Source organism: Acinetobacter tjernbergiae DSM 14971 = CIP 107465, assembly GCF_000374425.1.
Lineage (GTDB): Bacteria > Pseudomonadota > Gammaproteobacteria > Pseudomonadales > Moraxellaceae > Acinetobacter > Acinetobacter tjernbergiae.
This window is the reverse complement of the sequence record NZ_KB894369.1, coordinates 14,426-39,018: the sequence shown is the minus strand read 5'-3', so window position 1 is coordinate 39,018 and position 24,593 is coordinate 14,426. Positions and strand designations below refer to the sequence as shown.

Annotated in this window: 27 protein-coding genes; 9 read left to right on the top strand and 18 right to left on the bottom strand. The window is 37.1% G+C overall.

All coding sequences use genetic code 11. From position 1 onward, the window contains the following. Positions 1 to 67 precede the first annotated feature (67 nt). Entirely contained in the window at positions 68 to 409 is a 342-nt protein-coding gene (gene grxD / locus C502_RS0112815) for a Grx4 family monothiol glutaredoxin (protein ID WP_018679222.1), read from the top strand. A gap of 54 nt (positions 410 to 463) precedes the next feature. Here grxD and C502_RS0112810 read toward each other — a convergent pair whose 3' ends face one another. Next, a complete protein-coding gene (locus tag C502_RS0112810; RefSeq protein WP_018679221.1) occupies positions 464 to 1,015 on the bottom strand; it encodes a hypothetical protein in 552 nt (183 codons plus the stop codon). A 101-nt stretch (positions 1,016 to 1,116) separates the two neighbouring features. Continuing rightward, positions 1,117 to 1,440 (bottom strand): hypothetical protein, encoded by a 324-nt coding sequence (locus tag C502_RS0112805; RefSeq protein ID WP_018679220.1) that lies wholly within the window; start codon positions 1,438 to 1,440, stop codon positions 1,117 to 1,119. 79 nt (positions 1,441 to 1,519) lie between these two features. Here C502_RS0112805 and C502_RS0112800 point away from each other — a divergent pair, with 79 nt between their 5' ends. After that, the gene (locus C502_RS0112800; protein ID WP_018679219.1) at positions 1,520 to 1,951 is read left to right on the top strand and encodes an HD domain-containing protein; all 432 of its coding nucleotides are present in this window, start codon (positions 1,520 to 1,522) and stop codon (positions 1,949 to 1,951) included. Positions 1,952 to 2,001: 50 nt separating this feature from the next. Beyond that, on the top strand, positions 2,002 to 2,925 hold the full coding sequence (locus tag C502_RS0112795) for a LysR family transcriptional regulator (protein WP_018679218.1): 924 nt from the start codon (positions 2,002 to 2,004) through the stop codon (positions 2,923 to 2,925). Between the two features lie 55 nt (positions 2,926 to 2,980). On the opposite strand, the gene map is transcribed toward C502_RS0112795, so the two are convergent. Beyond that, complete coding sequence (gene map, locus C502_RS0112790; protein WP_018679217.1) at positions 2,981 to 3,778, bottom strand: type I methionyl aminopeptidase; 798 nt, start codon at positions 3,776 to 3,778, stop codon at positions 2,981 to 2,983. Between the two features lie 353 nt (positions 3,779 to 4,131). On the opposite strand from map, the gene brnQ reads away from it, so the two are divergent. Further along, the gene (gene brnQ / locus C502_RS0112785) at positions 4,132 to 5,436 is read left to right on the top strand and encodes a branched-chain amino acid transport system II carrier protein (protein ID WP_023274612.1); all 1,305 of its coding nucleotides are present in this window, start codon (positions 4,132 to 4,134) and stop codon (positions 5,434 to 5,436) included. Positions 5,437 to 5,835: 399 nt separating this feature from the next. After that, entirely contained in the window at positions 5,836 to 6,069 is a 234-nt protein-coding gene (locus C502_RS0112780) for a hypothetical protein (RefSeq protein ID WP_018679215.1), read from the top strand. A 38-nt stretch (positions 6,070 to 6,107) separates the two neighbouring features. Here C502_RS0112780 and C502_RS0112775 read toward each other — a convergent pair whose 3' ends face one another. Then, a complete protein-coding gene (locus tag C502_RS0112775) occupies positions 6,108 to 6,563 on the bottom strand; it encodes a hypothetical protein (RefSeq protein ID WP_018679214.1) in 456 nt (151 codons plus the stop codon). 134 nt (positions 6,564 to 6,697) lie between these two features. On the opposite strand from C502_RS0112775, the gene C502_RS0112770 reads away from it, so the two are divergent. Together C502_RS0112770 and C502_RS0112765 are read left to right on the top strand one after the other, a co-directional pair. Then, entirely contained in the window at positions 6,698 to 7,555 is an 858-nt protein-coding gene (locus C502_RS0112770; RefSeq protein ID WP_018679213.1) for an alpha/beta hydrolase family protein, read from the top strand. Positions 7,556 to 8,271: 716 nt separating this feature from the next. Next, positions 8,272 to 8,736 (top strand): MarR family winged helix-turn-helix transcriptional regulator, encoded by a 465-nt coding sequence (locus tag C502_RS0112765; RefSeq protein ID WP_018679212.1) that lies wholly within the window; start codon positions 8,272 to 8,274, stop codon positions 8,734 to 8,736. 55 nt (positions 8,737 to 8,791) lie between these two features. Here the strand turns inward: C502_RS0112765 and C502_RS0112760 are convergent, their stop codons facing one another. The 5 genes from C502_RS0112760 to C502_RS0112740 form a co-directional block, all read right to left on the bottom strand. Beyond that, entirely contained in the window at positions 8,792 to 9,460 is a 669-nt protein-coding gene (locus C502_RS0112760; RefSeq protein ID WP_018679211.1) for an SOS response-associated peptidase family protein, read from the bottom strand. Between the two features lie 24 nt (positions 9,461 to 9,484). Continuing rightward, a complete protein-coding gene (locus C502_RS0112755) occupies positions 9,485 to 9,967 on the bottom strand; it encodes a hypothetical protein (protein ID WP_018679210.1) in 483 nt (160 codons plus the stop codon). 71 nt (positions 9,968 to 10,038) lie between these two features. Next, positions 10,039 to 12,201 (bottom strand): malate synthase G, encoded by a 2,163-nt coding sequence (locus C502_RS0112750; protein WP_018679209.1) that lies wholly within the window; start codon positions 12,199 to 12,201, stop codon positions 10,039 to 10,041. Positions 12,202 to 12,491: 290 nt separating this feature from the next. Then, the gene (gene zapE, locus C502_RS0112745; protein WP_023274611.1) at positions 12,492 to 13,637 is read right to left on the bottom strand and encodes a cell division protein ZapE; all 1,146 of its coding nucleotides are present in this window, start codon (positions 13,635 to 13,637) and stop codon (positions 12,492 to 12,494) included. A gap of 117 nt (positions 13,638 to 13,754) precedes the next feature. Further along, positions 13,755 to 14,774, bottom strand: coding sequence for an AraC family transcriptional regulator (locus tag C502_RS0112740; protein ID WP_026315801.1), 1,020 nt, complete (start codon positions 14,772 to 14,774; stop codon positions 13,755 to 13,757). 156 nt (positions 14,775 to 14,930) lie between these two features. On the opposite strand from C502_RS0112740, the gene C502_RS0112735 reads away from it, so the two are divergent. Both C502_RS0112735 and C502_RS0112730 read left to right on the top strand, forming a co-directional pair. Next, positions 14,931 to 16,445: a flavin-containing monooxygenase gene (locus tag C502_RS0112735; RefSeq protein ID WP_018679206.1), complete on the top strand. Its 1,515-nt coding sequence runs from the start codon at positions 14,931 to 14,933 to the stop codon at positions 16,443 to 16,445. A gap of 47 nt (positions 16,446 to 16,492) precedes the next feature. Further along, positions 16,493 to 17,410, top strand: coding sequence for a LysO family transporter (locus tag C502_RS0112730; RefSeq protein ID WP_018679205.1), 918 nt, complete (start codon positions 16,493 to 16,495; stop codon positions 17,408 to 17,410). 241 nt (positions 17,411 to 17,651) lie between these two features. On the opposite strand, the gene pyrF is transcribed toward C502_RS0112730, so the two are convergent. From pyrF to ung, 9 genes are all read right to left on the bottom strand, one after another. Then, positions 17,652 to 18,332 (bottom strand): orotidine-5'-phosphate decarboxylase, encoded by a 681-nt coding sequence (gene pyrF / locus C502_RS0112725; protein ID WP_018679204.1) that lies wholly within the window; start codon positions 18,330 to 18,332, stop codon positions 17,652 to 17,654. A 33-nt stretch (positions 18,333 to 18,365) separates the two neighbouring features. Continuing rightward, complete coding sequence (locus C502_RS0112720; protein ID WP_018679203.1) at positions 18,366 to 18,725, bottom strand: lipopolysaccharide assembly protein LapA domain-containing protein; 360 nt, start codon at positions 18,723 to 18,725, stop codon at positions 18,366 to 18,368. Positions 18,726 to 18,739: 14 nt separating this feature from the next. Continuing rightward, the gene (locus C502_RS0112715) at positions 18,740 to 19,042 is read right to left on the bottom strand and encodes an integration host factor subunit beta (RefSeq protein ID WP_018679202.1); all 303 of its coding nucleotides are present in this window, start codon (positions 19,040 to 19,042) and stop codon (positions 18,740 to 18,742) included. 156 nt (positions 19,043 to 19,198) lie between these two features. Next, entirely contained in the window at positions 19,199 to 20,881 is a 1,683-nt protein-coding gene (rpsA, locus tag C502_RS0112710) for a 30S ribosomal protein S1 (protein ID WP_018679201.1), read from the bottom strand. 114 nt (positions 20,882 to 20,995) lie between these two features. Further along, positions 20,996 to 21,676, bottom strand: coding sequence for a (d)CMP kinase (cmk, locus tag C502_RS0112705; RefSeq protein WP_018679200.1), 681 nt, complete (start codon positions 21,674 to 21,676; stop codon positions 20,996 to 20,998). Between the two features lie 9 nt (positions 21,677 to 21,685). After that, positions 21,686 to 22,126: an SRPBCC family protein gene (locus C502_RS0112700; RefSeq protein WP_018679199.1), complete on the bottom strand. Its 441-nt coding sequence runs from the start codon at positions 22,124 to 22,126 to the stop codon at positions 21,686 to 21,688. A gap of 66 nt (positions 22,127 to 22,192) precedes the next feature. Continuing rightward, on the bottom strand, positions 22,193 to 22,717 hold the full coding sequence (gene tadA, locus C502_RS0112695) for a tRNA adenosine(34) deaminase TadA (RefSeq protein ID WP_018679198.1): 525 nt from the start codon (positions 22,715 to 22,717) through the stop codon (positions 22,193 to 22,195). 5 nt (positions 22,718 to 22,722) lie between these two features. Beyond that, positions 22,723 to 23,847 (bottom strand): enoyl-CoA hydratase/isomerase family protein, encoded by a 1,125-nt coding sequence (locus C502_RS0112690; protein ID WP_171067636.1) that lies wholly within the window; start codon positions 23,845 to 23,847, stop codon positions 22,723 to 22,725. Next, complete coding sequence (ung, locus tag C502_RS0112685; protein ID WP_018679196.1) at positions 23,844 to 24,557, bottom strand: uracil-DNA glycosylase; 714 nt, start codon at positions 24,555 to 24,557, stop codon at positions 23,844 to 23,846. Before ung ends, C502_RS0112690 begins: the two co-directional genes overlap by 4 nt. Positions 24,558 to 24,593: the final 36 nt, after the last annotated feature.

Genomic DNA, 24,593 nt, shown 5'->3' with positions numbered 1-24,593 from the left:
TCTTTAGCAATAGCCGTTCAACGATTTTTCGGTATATAATTTAGGGAGATTAGTTGAGGATCTATCTATGACGGAACAAGCGCGTGATACAGTAGCGTTAATTCGTGATCAAATTGCGAAACACCCTGTTTTACTTTACATGAAAGGCACTCCACAATTCCCGCAATGTGGTTTTTCTGCACGTGCAGTTGAAGCACTTAGCCAAATTGGTCGTCCATTTGCCTATGTAAATATCTTGGAAAATCAAGATATTCGTACAACATTACCTCAAATTGCAAACTGGCCTACTTTCCCACAGTTATGGGTAAACGGCGAGCTTGTTGGTGGTAGCGATATCATGCTTGAAATGTTCCAAAATGGCGAGTTAAAACCATTAGTTGAACAGTATAGCCCTGCTCCTGAAGCATAAGCTATACAAGCGAAAGCCAATCACATGATTGGCTTTTTTATTGCAAGACAAACTTTATTTTAAATATAAATATTCTATACCTTTTTGTGGGGTTGCTCTGCCAATCATATTACCTTTCGAATCAAAAATATAAATCGTTCTTGGTCTAGCATTTAAACAAAAATCTGTATTAGCGATTGCTTCAATTATTTGCTGTCTTTCTGCACCTGTTTTGGGAAAACTATCATTCCAGTAATTAGGTTTAAACGTAGCAATAACAGGCTCTTTTCCTGATTTTTCCCATACAACCATTTCTAGCATTGACCAATACAATCTGTCTGTTTCTTCCTTAGACCCACATTTTTCATGCGCTTCATGGTACGGAGAAGATGCTGCTACCGAATTAGAACTATCAGAAGATGAAGGAGTATTATTTTTTAAGCCTAAAGCCTTTGAAAGAATAATAGCAACAATGTAAACCGCTAATAAAATGAGCAGCAGTTTTCCCAGTCTTCTAAAATCTGTAGGTTTTTTATGCTTTGTCGGTTTTTTTGCACCACAATTTGGACATACTTTAGCATCTTGACTTAATGGTTTTTCACAACTACGACATGGTATAAGTGACATAATTTATCCAATGAAAATTTTTTATAGCTACAAAGTTGATTTTAAAAATAAATATTTACTAAATGTATCCTTTTGATATTGATTTTGCAAACCTAACAGAATCAAAATAAGCTAAAGCCCACATAACGAAACATACCTTCTACACCTAAATCTGCTTTGTAAATTTGCATGTTTGGATAGTCTGCCTGAGTGATCGTCTCATAAATGTTCATGCTTAGGTCTTCATGAATTTCATCAACCGATTGTGGCAAAATCGCCTCAAAACGATCAGCAATAAACTCAAAACCTAAATCCATTGCCATGAATAATGTATGCTCACACGGCTGAATATATTGTTCTTGCTGCCAGTCCAAAACGGCATGTTGGCAAAAAGGACATAAAATGTTTTGAGTTGCATCGACAATGTTGATGAGTTGATATGACATAATATTACAGCGTAAAAAATTTGATTCAGTGTAAAAGAATATGATGTATGAATCTATCTTGAATAGAAGGATTTAGCTTATGGCAACACTTGAACAAGCCATTGCACTGGCAGCACAACAACACGCAGGTCAAGTTGACAAAGCCAATGCCCCTTATATATTACATCCGTTAAGAGTCATGCTGAATGTTCCAACGATTGAGCATAAAATTGTTGCTATTTTACACGATGTTTTAGAAGACACAGAAACAAGCACTGAAGATTTACGCAAGTTAGGATTTCAACAACAGATCATTGACGCTATTCTCGCACTCACTAAAAAAGCAGGCGAATCTCGATTACAAGCGGCTCAACGAACTGTACAAAACCCGATTGCCCGTGTTGTGAAATTAGCAGATATCGCTGACAATATGGACTTATCTCGAATTCAATCACCAACAATCAAAGATTTTGAACGCTTGAAAGAATATCAAAAGGTTCGAGATATATTATTATTTCAAAATGTTGAGTAATCGTATTTATACTGATTAACTTGCTCACAAAAGCTGGAGTTTATAGCGTAATGCTAACGGATTTAGATGATTTTTATTGCTTTGCGCTTGTTGTCGAGCATGGTGGTTTTAGTGCGGCTGAACGCGCAACTGATATTCCTAAATCCAAACTCAGTCGCAGAGTTTATAATCTAGAGGAACAACTCGGTGTACGTCTAATTCAGCGAAGTTCACGTCATTTTGCTGTAACAGACATTGGGATGGATGTCTATCGTCACGCACAAGTCATGATGAATGCAGCCCAAGCTGCACATGATGTCGTGAATCATTTAAGTAGCCAACCGCGTGGTGTCATCAAAGTAAGTGTGCCTGTCGACATTGCCCAAAATCAAATGGCAAAAATTCTGCCTGCTTTTTTGAAGAAGTACCCTGAGGTTCGGGTTCAGATGATGGTCAGCAATCGTAGAATAGATGTAATTAATGAAGGTATTGATCTAGCATTACGTGTTCGTTCTAAACTAGATGAAGACCCAAACCTTGTATTAAGACAATTTGAAGCAATTGAACAACGTCTTTTTGCGAGTCAAGCCTATTTAAATGAATTTGGACATTTATCAACACCTGAGCAACTCAGTGATCATCGCATCATCAGTATGGCAGAAGAACATTTAGACCAACACTTTTTATTATTTGGCCCAGAAAACCAGCAAAAGAAAATCAAAGTCAATCCTGTCATTATGGGTTCTAACTTATTAATGTTAGCTGAACTTGCGAGCCAAAATTGTGGTATTGCCCTATTACCTGACAGCATTGCACAAGACTTCATCAAATCAGGTCAATTGGTGAAAGTACTCCCTGAATGGACAGCACCACATGGTATTTTCCATGCAGTTTATCCATCACGTCGAGGTTTATTACCTGCAGTTCGTGTCTTCATTGACTATTTGGTCGAACAACTTACGCTATGCTCGACCCAAAAAAGACCTAATTTATAATCGAATTTCAGGTCTGTTGATAGTTCACAGATACTTGTGACAGCCCCTCGGATACTTATGAAATGGCAGGGTAATGCCCTGTTCCATTCGGCCAAGGTGTTAACAGCTCAAAACCATCATCGGTTACAGCAACCATATGTTCCCATTGTGCTGAAAGTGATTTATCTTGCGTCACGACAGTCCAACCATCATTTAATTCTTTTACATGCGGTTTACCCGCATTGACCATCGGCTCAATCGTAAAGACCATGCCTTTTTTCAAGACCATGCCCTGTCCTTTCTGACCATAATGCAGAATATTTGGCTGTTCATGATAAATACGCCCAATGCCATGACCGCAATATTCTCGAACAATACTATAGCCTTCACGCTGCGCAACCGATTGAATCGCATAACCAATATCACCCAATGTCGCACCAGGTTTTACAGCATGAATCCCTGCTAACATTGCAGCATAAGTCGTATCCACTAATTTTTTAGCTGCTGGATTCACTTCACCAACAAAGTACATACGACTAGTATCACCAAAGTAGCCATCTTTAATAACAGCAACATCAATATTTAAAATATCACCATCTTTCAATATTCTATGCGCAGAAGGAATTCCGTGACAGACTTCATCATTGATGGAAATACATGTCGTCTTGGTAAAACCATGATAACCAACATTGGCAGGAATCACCTGTAACGTATTTACAATATAATCATTACAGATATCATCTAAATATTCTGTCGAAACGCCAGACTTGATATAAGCACCAATCATTTCTAATACTTGTGCGGCCAAACGTCCTGAGATACGTAATTTCTCAATATCTTGTTCAGATTTAATGGTCACAGTAGAAGCTCTCATTCGAGATTTCCTTATTCAGATATTAGGTTAATGCAACATGCAGATTCATTTTTTTGTACTGCATTTAATATTTCAATAGTTGTACGCTGTAGTACACAAATCTTCAATCTTTTTAAGACTGACGATTAGTTTTTATTTTACATTTAATTTCAGCGCACAACATAAGAAAAAAGTCTAACAAGCGCATTTTATTACTTTTAAAACACTTTCAATAGATTAAGTTTACCAAAGCTAATTACATGATTTTAATAAGTTCTTTTTAGACAAAAATAAACCATTCTTCACATAAAATTAGTTTCAAATGAATACAATTTTGTTCTAGAATCCGCACTTTTATTTTATACCTCCCTTTTATGAACCATCTTCGTACAGGAGATATTATTGCTCTTGGCTTTATGACCTTTGCACTTTTCATTGGTGCAGGCAATATTATTTTCCCTCCCATTGTTGCACAACAAGCTGGTGAACATGTCTGGCTCGCCGCTTTTGGATTCTTAATTACCGCAGTCGGTCTTCCCGTGATTACGATTATGGCGTTGTCTCGTATGCAAGGCTCTATCGAATTGATCAGCTCGCCTTTAGGGCGCTTTTTTAGCTTACTTCTAACAATTGTTTGCTATTTATCTGTTGGGCCACTCTTCGCAACACCACGGACCGCTACTGTCTCTTATGAGATAGGATTTGCACCTTATTTTGGGACATCAAATAGCAGCCTGTTGATTTACAGTATTATCTATTTTGCCTTTGTGACTGCCATCTCACTTTATCCAAATAAACTTTTGGACACCGTTGGTCATATACTTGCACCGTTAAAAATTGTTGCGCTTGCCATTTTGGGTATTGCAGCGGTTCTTATTCCAACGGGTTATATTTCTCCGCCAGTACACAAATATGTGACTAGCCCTGTTTCCGAAGGCTTCGTCAACGGTTACTTAACCATGGATACTTTGGGTGCTTTGGTTTTTGGTATCGTGATTATCCAAGCAATTCAATCACGTGGTGTTACCGACTCAAAACTTATTACGAAATATGCAATTATCGCAAGCCTCATTGCTGGTGTAGGTTTGACGCTGGTTTATATCAGCCTATTTAAACTTGGATTGGGCAGCCATGAAGTTGCCGCAAATGCTGCGAATGGCGCTGTCATTTTGCATGCTTATGTGCAACATGCGTTTGGTGATCTAGGCTCATTGTTCTTAACGGGTTTAATTTTCCTTGCCTGCATGGTGACTGCGATTGGTTTAACTTGTGCATGCGCAGAATACTTCACTGAGCTAACAGGCTTACCATATAAATTATTGGTTTTTATCCTCATTGGATTTTCATTATTTATTTCAAACCTAGGTTTAACCAAACTGATTGCATTCTCTGTTCCAGTATTAAGTGCTATTTATCCACCAGCTATTGTTGTGATTATGATGAGCTTTTTCTGGAAATATTGGAATAAGCCTTCAATTGTCGTGAGTTCTGTTACAGGCGTTGCTTTCCTGTTTGGCATCATTGAGGCACTTAAAGCTGCTGGATTGACCGAACAATTACCTCAGTTCATTAATAATCTCCCTTTAAATGAACAGAATCTTGCTTGGCTACTTCCGTCATTGATTGTTTTGGTTATCGCAATTGCAGTAGACCGACTTTCTTCCGTACTGAAGAATTAAAATGATTTGTCGTTAAAATGGTGTTTTATCCAAACATTATTTTAGCTATACAAAAAATGTTCTTTTATCCAACTTACACTTTTTGTTTACGACAAATTATTTCTTTTAATCAAAGCCAAATGTAATCCAAACAATCAATCCTGATATGACTAAACAGCATATGATTTTATCTCTGCATATTGATCAAAATGTAAAAAATACACTTAATATTTAATAAAAAAATAATATAAATATATTTAATAAATACTTAATTGGTATGGAAATCAACACCCTCATGAATTTATCTTAAAAAATAGTCAACTTAGCTCTTGAAATACGAGAAAATTCAAAGTACAACTTGAATAATAATTCTGACAAAAACGATTAGGTTTTGTCATCACACCGCAAGGAGGGATGGAGATGTTATCATTACATTTCAACAAGCAAGTCTTCATTGACACTCTGAAGACTAACGATTCAGTGGTATATGCAATTACAACACTTGCACTTATGGCAACATTGTTATTGCAAGGCACGATTAAGGGCAACTTAAAGCCCGAATATTTTGCATACGCTCTGATTGTGTCGCTAGCCTTTTGCATGTGGGGGATTATTGATCGAAAGTTCCGAAAGATAAGCGCCAAACGCCAATAGAATGATTTAAGAAAAATGGATGATGACTCATCCATTTTTTAGTTTGTAAACTTTACAATCGTTCCAAGTAGTAAAACAGTTGTCGCACCTAACTCAACAATAATTAAATTCAGCATTAAAAAGGTCATACACCAGCGAGGAATTGACCACCGCCCTAACTTATGTGGTTGCTTAAACTGATTGGTCGTATCCTTTAACATTCCATGAATGATATAGACCAAGATCGACATCGAAAAAAAGAATAAATTTGCAATTACACAAAATAAGCTCAAAGCATCAGATAGGCTCGTAAAAAAACTTAACGCAGCTAAAATTAAGCTCGCAGCGGCATAAAGCAAACTACTACGGTGTGCAATGTCTACATAATAATGCGCACGTGCCAGCTCTGTATTTCTAATTTGATAATATTTCCAAACACCCGTGATCATTCCAACCCAAAGAAATATCCCACTGAATATAATTGCCAATTCCGTTGCGCTAGTTAAAACTAACATTTCCCTTTTCCCTAAATCATGCTCCCTAAAGCAGCTATATTACATAAATTTTGACTTTTAAGTCATTTTTTACACGAGTTTCTTTTTAGAACTTGTGTAAAGTAGAAATATGCCTAGATACGAGTACTTCTCAAATGACGACATTTGAATCCTTCTGGATTAGCTGCAAAGATGGTTATCAACTTGCTGCACAATATTATCCTGCAACTGATCACACTAAAAAATTCCCGATCTTGATTTGTCCAGCGACAGGTATTACCAAAAGTTTTTATCACTCATTTGCAGAATGGTTAAATCAACAAGGCTATTGTGTTTTAAGTTTCGATTTTAGAGGCATTGGTCAGTCATTACATGGAGAATTGAAAGATTCAAATGCCAGTATTAATGATTGGGGACTATTAGATATTCCAGCAGCGATTGAGACCCTATTAAATCGTACTCAAGCCGAAAAAGTCATTATTCTTGGTCATAGTGCTGGTGGTCAACTACTGGGTATCAATCCAGATTACAACAAAGTTGCTAAGGTTGTCGCAATTGCGGGTTCAACAGGTCATGTAAAAGGATTAAAAGGCAAAACAAAGCTTCTTGCACCGCTAATGTTCAATGTTATTTTTCCAGTTTCAAGCTTATTTAAAGGTTATGGTGCTACCCAATTTATTGGGATGGGTGAAAATTTGCCAAAAAATGTGGCAAAACAATGGGCGGAATTCTGTAGCAAACCTGGTTATGTTATGAATGCAATTGGTAAAAGCATTTACAACGATTACCACCAAGAGATCAACTGCCCAATCACATCTATTTGGGCGAGTGACGATGAAATTGCAACGCAAGCAAATGTTAAGGATCTGTTGCGACTTTACCCAAATGCAACAACGCATTTGATTGAATTAAATCCTAAAGAACACGGTTATAAGCAAATTGGACATATGTCGATGTTCAAGAAATCACATCACAAACTATGGCCTATATTAGAAAATGAATTAAAACTTTAAACGTATCTTTGAGCGAACCGTTTTCACTTTTCACGCATCTAATTCGTAATCCAATTTAGATGCGTTTTTTTATGATTTAAAACTTATGCAATAGCAAAAAATAACGTTAAATCTAATACAACAACAAAATCTAGCCTGACAAGTTGATTTAAAAATAAGCAAACACCACGCAATAAAGCTACATTTGTATTCTTTTTAAGCAAGATATTTTAAAGATTTATCTATAAAATGTGATAAAGAATGTATTTATTCAACTTTTTAACAAACCATATAAATTCACTTTTTAACCAATTGTTAAATACAAACTACTGTATTAAATTTACTTTTTAAAACAATTTATTTTACAAATGTATTAATTTCATATCTTTATGACATTTTAGACAGAAGTTTTTGTAAAAAAGTCACGTCATAATTTGTATTTATTTTCTACAATACATTTGTTCTACAAATACGCTACAATGCAGCGCTGTGGAAATACCACTGGGGTAAAATAGATAGGTAAAACCATCATTAATAACAGTTTTATACAATTTACATGATGATTTTCTTATCTTTAATAAAGACGGTTTTATCACCACCTTTAGGAAGATTTGTTATAAATGGAATGTTAGAAAGAGCAAATCTAAGGTTTTTTCTAATATATAAATTGTAGACATTTCATGGAATCTAGGAGTTGTCTAAAACAACTCACTGTAACAAGCATAGGAAATAACTAAATGCCTAAAAAATATGCGCGTTTTTTACCTACAGCAGAATCATTCAACTTAGAAGACTTCCCCTATTACTGGATTTCTCAAGTAAATGCTCAGTACGTTCAGAATATCGACAACGTACTTAAAAAGTATGGTTTAGACAACTCTCGCCGTCGTATTTTAATTGCATTGAATGTAAAACCTCATGCAAGTGTGTCTGAACTTTCGGACATGGTCATTTCAAAAATGTCTACAACGACCAAAATCGTGTATCGCCTCAAAGATGAGGGATATATTGAAACATATTCATGTAAAGAAGATGGTCGTATTACTCGTGTTTATCTGACAGATAAAGGCAAAGAAATGATTATAAAAATTAACGATCTAACCTCTGTAATCTTAGAGCAATCATTCGATGGCTTAACACCATTACAAATCGAAAAAACGATGGAAATTTTGAAACATATGTTTAAAAATCTTGCACGTTAATTTTACAAAATACTAAAACAAGGGCTTCTAAATAGAAGCCCTTGTTTTTTATGCCTTAAAAAAGGTCGAACATATTCATCTGAGGTGTTGGCTTTTCTATTTTGGTTTTAGGTACATGTAAACATTCAAACTCTTCTACTGGAAATCCCTGCATAAATTGAATCATTTGATGTGGCTGTTTTAAGCTTAACCAATCGTTCAAGTGGTCATGTGGAATAATGACGACGGATCGTTTTACATCACCAGGTTCATGAAACTCTTTCATCATCGGATGGTCTATTGCATCCATCGTAAGCATCGCTGCGGAACGAATGATTTCATTTTCGATTTTGCAAATCTCATAAAGTGCTGCAATATAAAATGCTTGTCCATCTTGACGGCGTACACCCCAGCGTTGTGGTTTATTGTCAAAATATTTACTTTCATAAAATTCAGTCACTGCAATCACACCGAACTTACATTTGTGTGCTGCTTCCTGAAATGTTGGTTTTTGAAAAATGGTTTCATGTCGAGCATTATAAGCACGTTTAGAGCTGTTAATATCCTCGGCCCATTTCGGCACTAATCCAAATAATACTTCTCGCCACTCCAATCCATGTTCAGATTTAAACAATAGTGGAGTTTTATAACTTGGATAAACTTCATCGGAATATTCAAATAAGATCGGTGGCAAATCCAATTGCTGTAATTGTTGCAAAGTTATAGACTTGAAATTCGCACACATCGTTGGGTCTACCAATATTTAGTTTTAGTCATTAATTTTTTTTAAAGCAACATAAAAACGCCAGTACATAATTGTTTGTATAAGCATTGAAGTCGCTAATGTGATCCAGCCTTGATATGGATCAAATATTTTTTTAGTTTGAGAGATATCTATAAATCTCGTTGAAAATACCAAAATAATGATCATAAAGATAAAGAATAAAAAATATACTAAAAGTATTCTTATGCTAATTGGCAAAACGATACAGATTAAACGATTAAGAAATTGCCTCCCTTGATTTCCACCATTGACCCTAAAACAAAGATTAATACCGATTATTAGCATTATGATACTAAGTACAATATCTATTGTACTTAGTATCATATTAGTAACTGGTGAAAACCGCATACAAAATACCATTAGCAATCCACCAACACCGCCCGCAAGGTAATAATTTTTATAATCACTAGTAGCTAAACGCTCATTTTTTAAATCATCTATTAATTTATTAGTATTCCAAAAATACATTTTTTCTCTCTATTTTATAAAAAAAGAGGTATCTATAGAATAGATACCTCTGGTAAACCTAAAAGGTAATATTAATCACCTGTATAACCTTTAAGTTTTAAACGTGCAGCGTGTAACAATGGCTCTGTATAACCAGATGGTTGCTCTGCACCTTTGAAGATCAAGTCAGCAGCCGCTTGGAATGCAATACCATCGAAGTTTGGTGCCATTGCCGTATATAGTGGATCGTTCGCATTTTGCTGATCTACAATTACAGCCATACGCTTAAGCACTTCTTCAACTTGCTCACGTGTTACGATATTGTGACGTAACCAGTTTGCAACGTGTTGAGAAGAAATACGTAAAGTTGCACGGTCTTCCATTAAACCAACGTTGTTGATATCTGGAACTTTAGAACAACCTACACCCAAGTCAACCCAACGAACAACATAACCCAAGATACCTTGACAGTTATTTTCAAGCTCATTGTTTAGCTCTTCAGCCGTCCAGTTTGTTTCTGGTGCAAAAGGAGGAGTTAGCAAGTCATCTAAAGACAACATTGCTTCAGCAAGCAATTCATCTTGACGTGCTTTTACATTGATTTGGTGGTAATGCATGGCATGAAGTGCAGCACCAGTTGGTGATGGAACCCACGCACAAGAAGCACCAGCATTCGGATGAGCTGTCTTAGTCGCCAACATATCTTTCATGCTATCTGGTTTTGGCCACATGCCTTTACCAATTTGCGCTTTACCTTGTAAACCACATGCTAAACCAATTGCAACGTTACGATTTTCGTAAGCAGCAATCCATTTTTGCGCTTTAACAGCTTCTTTACGTACCATTGGCGCTGCTTCCATAGAGGTATGGATTTCATCACCCGTACGATCCATGAAACCTGTGTTAATGAAAATTGTACGGTCTTTTGCAGCAGCGATACAATTTTTCAAGTTAACAGAAGTACGACGCTCTTCGTCCATGATACCGATTTTGAGTGTTTTTGCAGGTAAACCAAGCGCTTGTTCTGCACGTTCAAACAACTCTACCGCAAATGCAACTTCTTCTGGGCCGTGCATTTTTGGTTTAACGATATACATTGAACCTTTACGAGAGTTTTTATTCTCATTTTCGCCACGAATATCAGCAACCGTAAGCAATGGTGTAACCAATGCATCCATGATGCCTTCAAATACTTCTTCACCTTCGACAAGGATCGCTGGGTTAGTCATCAAGTGACCAACATTACGAAGAAGCATCAATGAACGACCATGTAAAGTTGTTGTACCACCGATTAAGTTCTGAATTGTACGGTCTTTGTTTAGAGAACGAGTAACTGTTTTACCATTTTTCTCGATTGACTCTTGCAAATCACCTTTCATTAAGCCTAACCAGTTACGGTAGCCTTCAACTTTTTCTTCTGCATCAACAGCAGCAACCGAATCTTCCAAATCTTGGATCGTTGTGATTGCTGCTTCGAGTGTTAAGTCTTTTACACCAGCCGCATCTGTCTTACCAATTGGGCTATTTGCATCGATATCAATAATAACGTGCAAGCCATTATTTAATAAAACGATTTCAACTGGGTTTGCAGCTTCACCATTAAAGCCAACAAATTGAGCTTCATGTGCTAAAGACGTCGTAGAACCATCTTTTAAAGTCACAACTAAACGATTGTGATCAACCGCATAGTTAGTCGCATCGGCATGAGAACCTTGCGCAAGTGGGAATGTCTGATTAAGAAAATCTTTAGCGAAAGCAATTACTTTATCGCCACGAACAGGGTTATAGCCCTTGCCTTTTTCTGCACCATTTTCTTCAGAAATTACATCTGTACCATAAAGTGCATCATATAATGAACCCCAACGTGCATTTGCAGCATTTAGGCAGTAACGTGCATTACGTACAGGTACAACAAGCTGTGGACCAGCTAATAGTGCAATTTCTTCATCTACATTTTCAGTTGTTACTTGGAAATCAGCAACTTCTGGTACTAAGTAACCAATTTCAGTTAAAAATGCTTTATACGCATTTAACTCAAATTCATTATTACGATGCCATTCATCAATCTTAGCTTGAATTTCATCACGCTTCGCTAATAGTGCTTTATTCTTTGGGCTAAGATCGACAACGACTTGCTCGAAATTTTTCCAGTAAGTTTCACTGTTTAGACCAGAACCTGGTAAAGCTTCATTTTCGATGAAATCGTAAAGTTCTTTAGCAATCGCTAGCTTGCCTTGTTGAATACGTACAGTCATTGTCTTTCCTGATGGTGCTAACTTTTTATAACAAGAAACCTAGTATACCGATTTATACTAGCCTGAATAGTAATATCACATTGCTAAATAGTAAGCATTTTCTTTATAAAGGTATTGACAACTTATGACTTTATCTAATTACCAAAACCGAATTATAGCCTTGCTTACAATTTAGATGAGAGCCTTACTTTCTTTGTAAACCTAATTAGTTATAGCAAAAATCAAATAAGAATAAAGCTTTCTCTATCTAAATTTATAAAAAAAGACATTCCGAAGAATGCCTTTTAAATTTATGAAGTTTTTTCAACTTGAATTTGATGATGTTCTGAATGCAGATAATCATCCGATTGCATTTCTAATAACCGTGAACGGGTTCGCTCAATTTCGAAAGCTAATCGCTCACCCTCATACAAATTAACAATTGAATCTTCGGATGTTAATAATAGCTTCACACCCCGATCATAAAATTCATCAACTAAATAAATAAAACGACGTGTTCCTTCAGATAAAAAATCTGTTAAATGAGGAAGATTACTCACTAGTACCGTATTGTAAATATTAGCTATTTCAATAAAATCAGCTGGGCTACGTGGCTTAAAACACAACTCAGAGAATTCACACCACAACACATCTTCAGTATGCCCCAGCGTTTCTACGACACGATTATTAATCAATATGGGTGTATTTGAGAGTGTTTGTGTATGTGTTAATGCCTGAAAACGCTCTGTCATCCAAGATTGTGCATCACTAGTCAACGGATATTTGAATAATTGAGCTTGCTTTAAAACACGCAACCGGTAATCAACGCCAGCATCCACGTTTAAAATAGTACAATTCTTTTGCACTAATTCAATTGTAGGGATAAAACGATCTCGATGAATACCATTTTTATATAAACCTTCGGGTGCAATGTTAGAAGTTGCAATCAAAGTAATTCCACGTTCAAATAATTTCTGGAATAAATCACTAATAATCATTGCATCAGTTACATTTGATACAAAAAACTCATCAAAACAGATAACTACAGCATTTTTATAAATTTGATCAGCAACAGAATCTAAAGGATTACGTTGACCTGAAAGTTTATTCAATTCTTTATGCACATGTTGCATAAAGTGATGAAAATGCATCCGTGTTTTACGGCGAAATGGAACAGATTCATAGAATTGATCCATTAACCATGTTTTTCCACGACCTACCCCACCCCACATATAAACGCCTTTTGGATAAGTCTGACGACGAAAACGTCGAAATGCTTTTTTAGAGGCTTTATAACGAGTGAGTAACTCTTTCCATACTCGATCTAATTCTTGCACTGCCTGAGCTTGAGCTTCATCTGGCATAAATTGTCCTGACTCAATTGCTTGAGCATAACGCTCTGCAGGTGAAGTCGGCATAAATGAAGTGCTATGTGAGTCTGGTTTAGAATTTGACATAAGGTGTTATTACAATTTTAATTGGTGAAAATTATATCGAACATTGAGTCCAAAGACATTAGATTTTAGGCTGAATTATCATGCAGTTTAAACATCATAATGTACCATTTTTATCATTTAATGATTTCGATTATATTGACGAGGGCTTTGACCAAACCAGCGTTTAAAAGCATGATTAAACGCAGCAGGCTCAGAATAACCGAGCATTTCCGCAACTTGTTCTATCGAATATGCACTATCTTCAATAAATTTTAATGCCTTCTGCTTAATCAATCTTTCACGAATTTCTTTATAACTGGTTTGTAATTGCTGCAATTTATGTCTTAAAGTCCTCTCAGGAATCTTTAATGCACATGCTGTTTCAGACATCGTGGGTATTACACCATTTTGCATTTCAAGATATTCCTCGACATATTCTAAAATGGTCAACTTTGCACGGGTACTTCGTTCTAATTTATTCAGATCTTGTAGGCATTTTTCTTCATAAACACGATAAGTTAAGGCATCAGCAGATGGAATTTTAATATTTAAAATTTGAGTGTTTTTTAGAATAAATGAGGCATGCAGACATTCAAACTTAACATCTAGACCATAATATTGCTGATAGGCTTTTATTAATTCCATTTCTCTTGGTATTTGAAATGGTAGCTCTATTTGAATATCAGGAATTTCAAGCCCCATCATCTTAAAAATATCTTGTAGAAATTTATATGTACCAGATATTTCACATTGGGCACGGAATTGCCCTAAATGTGTATTCAAATCAATTGGTTGATAATGTAAATGGATGAAGTCTTTTTCAATATTTAGTTGTAATGAACCAAATAGATGAGTCAATTGTTGAAAACGTACACCATTTAATAGTGCATTATGTAAAGTATCACTTGTGACAAGTAGCATCAGGAATGGACCATACCCTGCAAGTGCATAATGCTGTCCAATCACTAAACCTTGTTCTGGAGAAATATCCTGACTAATATATTGTAAGATATCCCATTCAATTTCATCAGCAATGATCGAACTCGGATCTAAAGCATCGGCGAGGATCCCCATATCTGCTAAACGAGCATCTACATCTATACCTACATGACGCATGCCCTGAATTAAATACATCAATCCGAGGATAGATCTCTTCATAATTCTGAATGCAATTCTGAAAACTTCAGATGTTGTACTACAAAAAAACATAGAAATGAATTGCCGAAATGATCAAGTTCTGCGTCTATATAATCATATTTAATCTTGGTAAAACCTTTAAACTTGCACGAAATTTAGATGTATAGGGCGTGGACTATGCGTGATGTAACCCAAAATGCTATTCAAAAAACCAAAGTTGCAATTATCGGTGCAGGTTTTGGTGGTTTAGCAATGTCTATTCGACTATTACAAAGTCAAATCAAAGATTTTGTAATTTTAGAAAAAACCAATGACGTTGGTGGCACATGGCGTGAAAACCAATACCCAGGCGCAGCGTGTGATGTTCAATCACATATGTATTCGCTTTCATTTGCACCAAAAACAGATTGGTCTAAACGCTACGCTGAAGCAGATGAAATTTTCGAATATATTCAGGATATTACTGAACAGTATAAATTAAAAGATTATTGCAAATTCAATCATGAAGTTACCCATGCTGAATTTGATGAAAATCGTAATATTTGGACTTTAGAATTTAAAGATCAACCAACGATTGAAGCGCAATTCGTGATCTTTGCTTCTGGCCCTTTACACGTCCCACAAATTCCTCATTTAAAAGGCATTGAGAAATTTAAAGGTAAAGTTTTCCATTCTTCACAATGGGATCATCAATACAGCTTAGAAGGCAAAGCCGTTGCTTCTATTGGTACGGGTGGTAGTGCGATTCAATATATTCCAGAAATCGCACAAGAAGTGAAACAGCTTTATGTATTCCAACGTACTGCGGCTTGGGTAATTCCACGTGATGAGCGTAAATATTCACAATTAAGCAAGTCTCTGTTTAAAGCATCTAATATTTATCGTCAAATCCATCGTACTCGTTTATACTGGACCAATGAATCACGTGTTGTACCAATCGTACAACCACAGATCATGAAATATGGTCAAAAACTTGCTGAAGCGTTCATTCGCTTCCAAGTGAAAGACAAAGAACTCGCTAAAAAGCTGACTCCTGATTTTGTTATGGGTTGTAAGCGTATTTTGATTTCAAATAAGTACTTCCCTACATTCAATCGTAAAAATGTTGAATTAATTACCGATGGTGTTCAAGAAATCACAGCAAACGGCATTATCACCAAAGATGGTAAAGAGCGTCAGATTGACTGTTTGATTTATGGTACAGGCTTTATTACCGATCCACGCATTTACTTAAAACATTTCGATTGTGTTGGTCGTAATGGAGTTGAGCTTAAACAAGCTTGGAAAGATGGTGCAGAAAGCTACTATGGTATGAGCACGAAAAACTTTCCGAACCTATTCCAACTTTTAGGTCCAAATACGATTTTAGGTCATAACTCTGTTATTTTCATGATTGAATCTCAAGTAAACTATATCTTGCAATTGATTCAAACCGTAGACAAAACAGGCTCCCAAGCTGTTGAAATTAAGCAGGAAGTTCAAGATCAGTTCAATGAACGCGTACAAGAACAGCTTAAAGGAACAGTTTGGCAAGCAGGTGGATGCAGTAGTTGGTATCAAGCAGCTGATGGTAAAAACTTCTCATTATGGCCAACATATACTTGGAAATATTGGTTAGAAACTCGCAAAGTAAATGTCGCTGATTATAATTTTATCAGTACGACAGCAAATGCAAAAAACAATGCAGCCTAATCAATAATTATTCATAATAAGCAGGTTATTCGTAACCTGCTTTTTTTATGCAATCTTTTGTACTTATTTTCCAAATTTTTCTCGCAATAAGCTTAGGCTATTTTGTAGCACCTCAACTATCTCAGCAGATTAAACAATTTGTATTTAAAATTCTCCCCTACTTTTCTTATCTACTATTGATCAGTGTTGCATTTGAACTCACCCAAGCCTTAAATCATATTTCAAATCCAATTGCAATTTTACCCCCTGCATTGCTAATTGCATTTACCACCTCAATCGGCTCATTCTTTATCTGTTTAATTACCTACACATTGATAGACCGCCAAAGCGTGCAAGGAAAAATTTCATTACATCTATTTATGAATGCATTAAAGAATATTACTAAAGCATTCTTCGCTTTAGGTATTGGAATTTTGCTTGGAATACTAGTAAACGCATCAAATATACAAATTGTATTTAACAGTTGGTATTTATTGCTTGTGTTTATCTTTCTAATCGGTGTTGAACTTGCTTTTACACAATTTGATCGCAGTTGGTTAAGTTGGAGAGTACTACTTGTTCCTACCGCAGCCTTTATTGGTTCTTGTCTGGCTGCAATTATCAATTATCTCATTCTATCTCATGATTATACCCTGAATGAAATGATGGCTTTAGCTCAAGGTTATGGTTGGTATTCCATGTCTGGAATTTTATTTACTGAATTACATTCAGCCAAGCTCGGTGGTATTGCATTATTAACAGATTTATTTAGAGAAATTTTCGCCATTTTACTTATGTATTGTTTAGGTTGGCGATTTCCACGGTCAGCAATTTCAAGCGCAGGTGCGACTTCAATGGATGTTACGCTTGCAATGGTTAAACAGTCATGTGGCACACATTACATACCACATGCAATGATGAGCGGATTAATTCTGTCACTACTTGCACCACTCTTAATCAGCTTATTTTTAAATTTGAAATTCTAGTGATACGTCTCATCAGCTACAAATGGACTCATTATCTCTATTATCTTGGCGGCATACACGTCGCCCATCGCTATTTTGTACTGATTCAAAAATAATACTTTGGAATGACTTGAATATATCATCAGCTAAATAAAAGACTTTTATTACTTTTCATCCATGAAAAGTAAAGCATTGTCTATACAAAAAGTACTCGACAATTTTAGCTGATGAGATTGTATTCAGATTGATAAAAATCTGTGGCTTAAATCGAGGCGAGAATCGACTTCAACATTTCAGTTGGATTTTCAGCCTTGGTAATTGGACGACCAATCACCAAATGTGTAGAACCATCGAGCATTGCTTGTTTAGGTGTCACAATACGTTTTTGATCATCTGCATTTGAGCCTTCAGGGCGAATACCAGGCGTCACCAATCCAAAATCAGCGTTCAATATCTCACGAAGAATTTTTGCTTCTTGTGCAGAACAAACCACGCCATCTAAGCCACTTTCTTGCGTCAGTTTAGCTAAGCGTTTTACATGTTCTACAGGTTCAATATCCAAACCGATATCACGTAAATCTTCACGCCCCATTGACGTCAACACAGTAACAGCAATAAGCTGAGTCTGATAGTTCCCTGCTTTGAGTCTTTCAACACAAGTTTCCATCATTTTACGACCACCTGAAGCATGAACATTCACCATCCACACACCAAGATCTGCCGCAGCACAGACAGCTTGCGCTGTTGTATTCGGAATATCATGAAATTTTAAATCAAGAAAAACCTCAAAACCTTTATCTTGTAAGGTTTTAACAACACTTGGACCTTCATGAGTAAAAAGCTCTTTGCCCACTTTGACACGACATAAAGCAGGATCAAGCTGATCCACAATCGTTAAAGCGTCGTACTCGCTTTTTGCATCTAGCGCAACAATGATACTCAAGAGCTTGCCTTCCTGATAAAAATAAAGCCCATATTATAATGGGCTTTTATTTTCATTGGTAATATCCAATACAGTTTTTTCGTGTTTTACACTTGCAGCAGCTTCTGCGGCTGCTTGCTGAGCAAGCTGAATTTGCTCTTTCCTAAGGTGATCTATATCTTTGCGTAATCGCTTAATTTCCCAATTTGTTTGGAAAACTCGGAAAACCTGCACACCTAGTAGCAAACCAACCAAAATACCCAATGCTAAAGTAAGTAAAAGTAATAAACCTAAGCGCATTGCTGGAACTTGGGTAAATAATAAATTTACAGCTAACTCTGTCGGGTTTTGAAGCACTAGAGCAAGTGAATAACCAAAAATGGCGATGAGTAATGCTATAAGGATATAACGCATGAACACCTCAATTTTTAGTCAGAAAACTCATTTACTGCATCACGAAGTGCTTTACCAGGTTTAAAATGCGGTACAGCTTTTGCTGCAACATCTACAGATTTACCTGTCTTCGGATTTCGCCCTAAACGTGGTTCACGATGGTGTAAAGCAAAACTGCCAAAACCACGAATCTCAATACGATCGCCGTTCGAAAGCGCTTCGATCATTTGATCAATCATAATTTTAACGGCATCTTCAACCAGAGGTTCTGCCAAGTGTGGGTTTTTAAGAGCAATCCGTTCAATTAAATCAGATTTGTTAAGTGCTTCAGTAGTCATTGATGACCTCTTTAATTATTGGTGCTTTTCAATGTTTTTAATAATAACCTGTTTAAATACAAAACGGTAGCGCAGTACATCAATACTACGCTACCGTTTACAGTATTTTTGTATAAAAAGTACGTTTCTGTTACAAGAAACCTACTTTTTAACAAATTACTTCATTTGAGCTTTAATCAAATCACCAATAGTCTTAGGACCATTCGCTTCAGAAACTTGAGTAGCAGCCGCTTGACGCGCATTGTTCACAGCTTCTTTCTCTTCAGCTTCGTCTTTCGCTTTGATAGACAAGTTGATAGAGCGAGATTTACGATCAACGTTGATGATCTTCGCTTCAACTTCTTGACCAACTTCTAAGAATTTAGTCGCATCTTCAACGCGGTCACGGTTGATTTCAGACGCTTTAAGCGTTGCTTCGATGTCATCAGCTAATTTAACTGTAGCACCTTTAGCATCAACAGCAGTTACAGTACCTTTAACTAAAGCACCACGTTCATTCGCTGCTAAGAAGTCATTGAATGGATCGCTGTTTAATTGCTTGATACCAAGGCTGATACGGTTACCTTCAGCGTCAACAGATAAGATAACTGCTTCAACTGTGTCGCCTTTCTTGTAACGACGAATCGCTTCTTCGCCTTGTTCGTTCCAAGAAATATCAGACAAGTGTACTAAACCGTCGATACCACCAGATAAACCGATGAAGATACCGAAGTCAGTGATTGACTTGATTGTACCAGCAACTTTTTCGCCTTTTTCATTTGCTTTAGCAAACTCTTCCCATGGGTTAGCACGAGTTTGTTTGATACCCAATGAAATGCGACGACGTTCTTCATCAACTTCAAGAACCATAACATCAACTTCATCACCAATCTGAACAACTTTAGATGGGTGGATGTTTTTGTTTGTGTGATCCATTTCTGAAACGTGTACTAAGCCTTCAACGCCTTCAGCGATTTCAGCAAAACAACCGTAGTCAGTTAAGTTCGTTACACGTGCTTTAACGATAGAACCTTTAGGGTAACGGCTCATGATCGCTAACCATGGATCTTCGCCTAATTGCTTAAGACCTAAAGATACGCGGTTACGCTCGCGGTCAAATTTAAGTACTTTAACAGTAACTTCTTGACCAACTTCAACAACTTCTGAAGGGTGCTTGATACGCTTCCAAGCCATATCTGTGATATGGAGAAGACCATCAATACCGCCAAGATCAACGAACGCGCCGTAATCAGTAAGGTTCTTAATAGTACCTGTAACTGTTTGACCTTCTTCAAGTTGAGCAAGTAATGCTTCACGGTCAGCTGAAGATTCAGCTTCCATAACTGCACGACGAGATACAACAACGTTGTTACGTTTAGCATCAAGTTTGATTACTTTGAACTCTAACTCTTTACCTTCAAGGTGAGTTGTGTCACGAATAGGACGAGTGTCAACTAAAGAACCTGGTAAGAATGCACGTACAGGACCGATGTCAACAGTGAAACCGCCTTTAACCTTACCAGAGATAACACCAGTAACGATTTCGCCGTCTTCAAAGATTTTCTCAAGTTTAGTCCAAGTTTCAGCACGTTTTGCTTTTTCACGTGATAAAACTGTTTGACCCATGCCGTTGTCAAGCGCTTCAACAACTACGTCAACAGTATCGCCAACTTGAACTTCAAGTTCACGTTGTTCATTTAAAAATTCAGCACGGTCAACAACACCTTCAGATTTAAGGCCAGTGTCAACAGTAACCCAGTCAGAATCGATACTAACAACAGTACCTTGGATGACTGCACCCTTTTCAACGTTGAGGTTTAATTCACTTTCTTCAAAGAGGGCTGCAAAAGATTCGGTCATGATATACCTGATAAAGTCCGCGGTCTTGGATCAGACAAGGCCGGTTTAGTTAAGTTGTTACATTGTCCAAAAGATCTGATCAAGCAATGCTTCAACTGATAAAAAATTGTGTATCTAATTTATACGGCTATTAATATAGTCAACCATCAACTGAAACACTTCATTGATACCTATTGTAGAACTATCAATGATATACGCATCTTCAGCGGGCTTGAGTGGAGCAACAGTTCGCTCCATATCTCTTTTATCTCTAGCCTGTATGTTAGATAAAATGTCGCTTATTTTAGCATCAAGACCTATGCCCTGCAACTGTTTTACACGTCGCTCTGCACGAGATTCAGCCGATGCTGTTAAGTAGATTTTCGCTTGAGCCTCTGGAAAAATCGCTGTCGCCATGTCACGACCATCTGCAACCAATCCAGGTGCTTGAATAAATGCACGCTGACGCTCAAATAATGCTTGTCTTAATTCAGGAACGGTTGCAACTTTAGAAGCATACTCACCAACTTGCTCAGTACGAATAGTGTTGGTCACGTCCTCGCCCTCAAGAAAAATAAGTGTCCCTGCATCTGTTGACTTAAACTCAATATCCAAATGGGTTGCAAAATCAACACATTGCACTAACTGTTCTTGAATTTTATTCAGTAGATCTCGCTGAAATAGCGACAGTCCAAGTAAACGATATAAAGCACCTGAGTCTAATAAATTAAAACCATAATGCGCAGCAATTTTAGCTGCCAATGTCCCTTTACCAGAGCCACTTGGACCATCAATCGTAATAATATGAACTGTCATTCCCATCTCTTATGAAGCAACTGACTTCGCTAATTTTGAAAAACCTAGTGTAATCGCTGCTTTGAGTTGTGCAAGAACTAATTTACTTACAAAAGGTGCTTTTGCCGTAAATTCAATCTTATAAGTCACTAAAGTAATAAACGGTGTGATTTCTTTAAAATCAATTTGTCCGAGATGGTGTTTCACCAAAGGATTATTAATCAATTTATATTCAATACGTTTATTCTCTTCTAGTAATGTGATTTCTTCTTGAAGAGGCTTGATTGGTCCAAAGCCCATACGGCGAATTGAACCGATTCCATCGGGACGCTGAGGATCAGCAGAATCTTTTACACGTACAACTTGTAAAGGAGCAAATGCTTTATTATAAGTTGCATGTTTTGACAATAAGTCAAAAACTTCAGAAATTGGTGCATTAAACTCTTTTTTTATGGTGATTGCATTACGCATAGCTTTGCCTTTTTGATCTAGCCAAAATCATTGGAGGCTTAGTTTGCCACAACTACAGTGACATTTTTAATCATTTAAGGACGTTTTTGATAAACGAATTTTCTTTTTTTCATCTCGTCTTTGTTTGAAAAACGCACTGAGTTGCAGTGAACACTGAGTTTGCATACAACCTTGATCAAAAACAAATTTGTGATTGTAGTAACCATTTTCCAATAACTGTCGAGCACTGACCAATGAACCAGCTTTAGGTTCGGTGGTTGCAAATACTACTTTTTTAATACGTGCATGAATCAATGCACCGACACACATCGTACAAGGCTCTAGTGTCACATACAGTACAGCATCGTCTGGTAAGCGATAGTTATTCAATGATTGACATGCTGCACGTAAAGCTTGAATCTCAGCATGGGCAGTCGGATCGGATTGTTTAATTGGTGCATTATAACCTGAACCAATCACTTTGCCCTGACTCACAATCACAGCACCCACGGGGATCTCTCCCTGCGCAGCAGCGAATGCAGCTTGTTCGTAAGCAAGCTGCATCCAACATTCATCATCTAGATTCTCTGAATCCGCAACACCAAGATTCATCTAATTTAAGCAACAACGCCATATTGTCTTAACAAGGCATTCCAACTATCAATTGTTGTAACTGGGGCGCAATCAGACAAGATATCCTTCAATGTGATCTTCTCAGCTGATTTCCATTCTGGTGATAAGTCTTTATCAACTAAACGCGCACGCACACCTTCAACAAAATCTGGGTGACGAATTTTCCAGTCAGAAATCTGAGACTCAAGTGCAAAAACTTCATCCCAAGCATGCCCTTGTTTACCCCATTGCCACAACAACCATGTAATCGCAGCCGTACTTGGAGAGCCTTTTTGTAAGTTCTCACTCGCCTGACGCAACCAATCGCTGCTTGCATCACTCAAACCAATAATCGCTTGATAGTCATATTCAAAATTTTGACCACGACAAACACTGTGAATCACGTCAATCGAGTTTTGTAACGGACCTGATGCGACAGGACGATGTAAACTATTCAACGTATCATCAATCGCACGGAAAGCACCTGCTGGATAATGATTCCAGTCAACACTTAAAACTTTTTGCAGAACATTATCTCGCTGAGCCTCACAGATATGAGTTGCCCAACCAATACTAAATGCACCCGCAGACGTCATAATTGACCCTGTCAAACCAGTAAATAGCCCGATTTGTCCACGATCTGCAAGGAAGCGACTGCCACCTACATCAGGATACAGACCTATATTAATTTCAGGCATTGCGAGACGCGAGTAAGGTGTTACCAAACGGAATGGTGCCGCCATGAATAAGCCCAAACCACCACCCATCACATAGCCTTCACCCCAAACCACGATCGGCTTAGCATAATTATGAAGTAGTAAATCAAGTGCATATTCTTGTTCAAAGAATTTATTTGCTGTATCAACCTCGTTATTGATCACAAGTTGACGAAGTTTACGTACATCACCGCCTGCACAGAATGCTTTCGGTGTGGTTGAATCAAACCAAATCGCTTTGACGCTATCATCTTCATGAAAATGTTCAAACACTTTCAACAAAGCACTCACAATCGACTCATCCAATGCGTGCAAAGATTTTGGTCGATTTAAGCGAACAATGCGCCAGCCATTTTTAGCTTGTTCAATGATTAAATCTGGGTGATAACTATTTAAATCGGGAGAAGTCATTATGCGTCCAGTTGCCAGTCTATTGGCTCAATGCCATGTTGTTTCAAATAATGATTTGTTTTAGAAAATACTTTACAGCCGAAAAAACCACCTCGGTTTGCAGCAAGTGGGGATGGATGAGCTGCGGTTAGCACAAGATGTTTATTACGATCAATTCGCTGCCCCTTACGTTGTGCATATGCACCCCATAAAATAAACACAACATGCTCTCGCTGCTCATTCAGTACATCAATCACAGCATCAGTAAACTCTTCCCATCCTTGTTTTTGATGAGAAGTTGGTTGTCCTGCTTCAACAGTCAATACGCTATTTAACAGCAAAACCCCTTGTGCAGCCCATTTACTCAAATCCCCATGACGAGAAATAGGTACTGTGAGATCAGTATGTAATTCATGAAAAATATTACGCAAAGATGGTGGTAATGCAACCCCTCTTTGTACAGAAAAACTTAGACCATTGGCTTGATTCGGACCATGATATGGGTCTTGTCCTAAGATCACGACCTTCACACCATTTAATGGCGTTGTATTCAATGCATTAAAAATTTGCTTACTCGGTGGATAAATCGTTTTCTGTGCAAGAATTTGTTGTTGCAAAAACTCACGTAAACCATCCATCTTTTGGCTGAGCAGAAAATCTGACAAAGAGATTTTCCATGACTCATCCAACTGAACTTTATTGAGTTTTTCCTGCTGTTGTTCAGTAAATTGCATCAACATTCCTTGAAATAACGATTCCAATATTTAAAC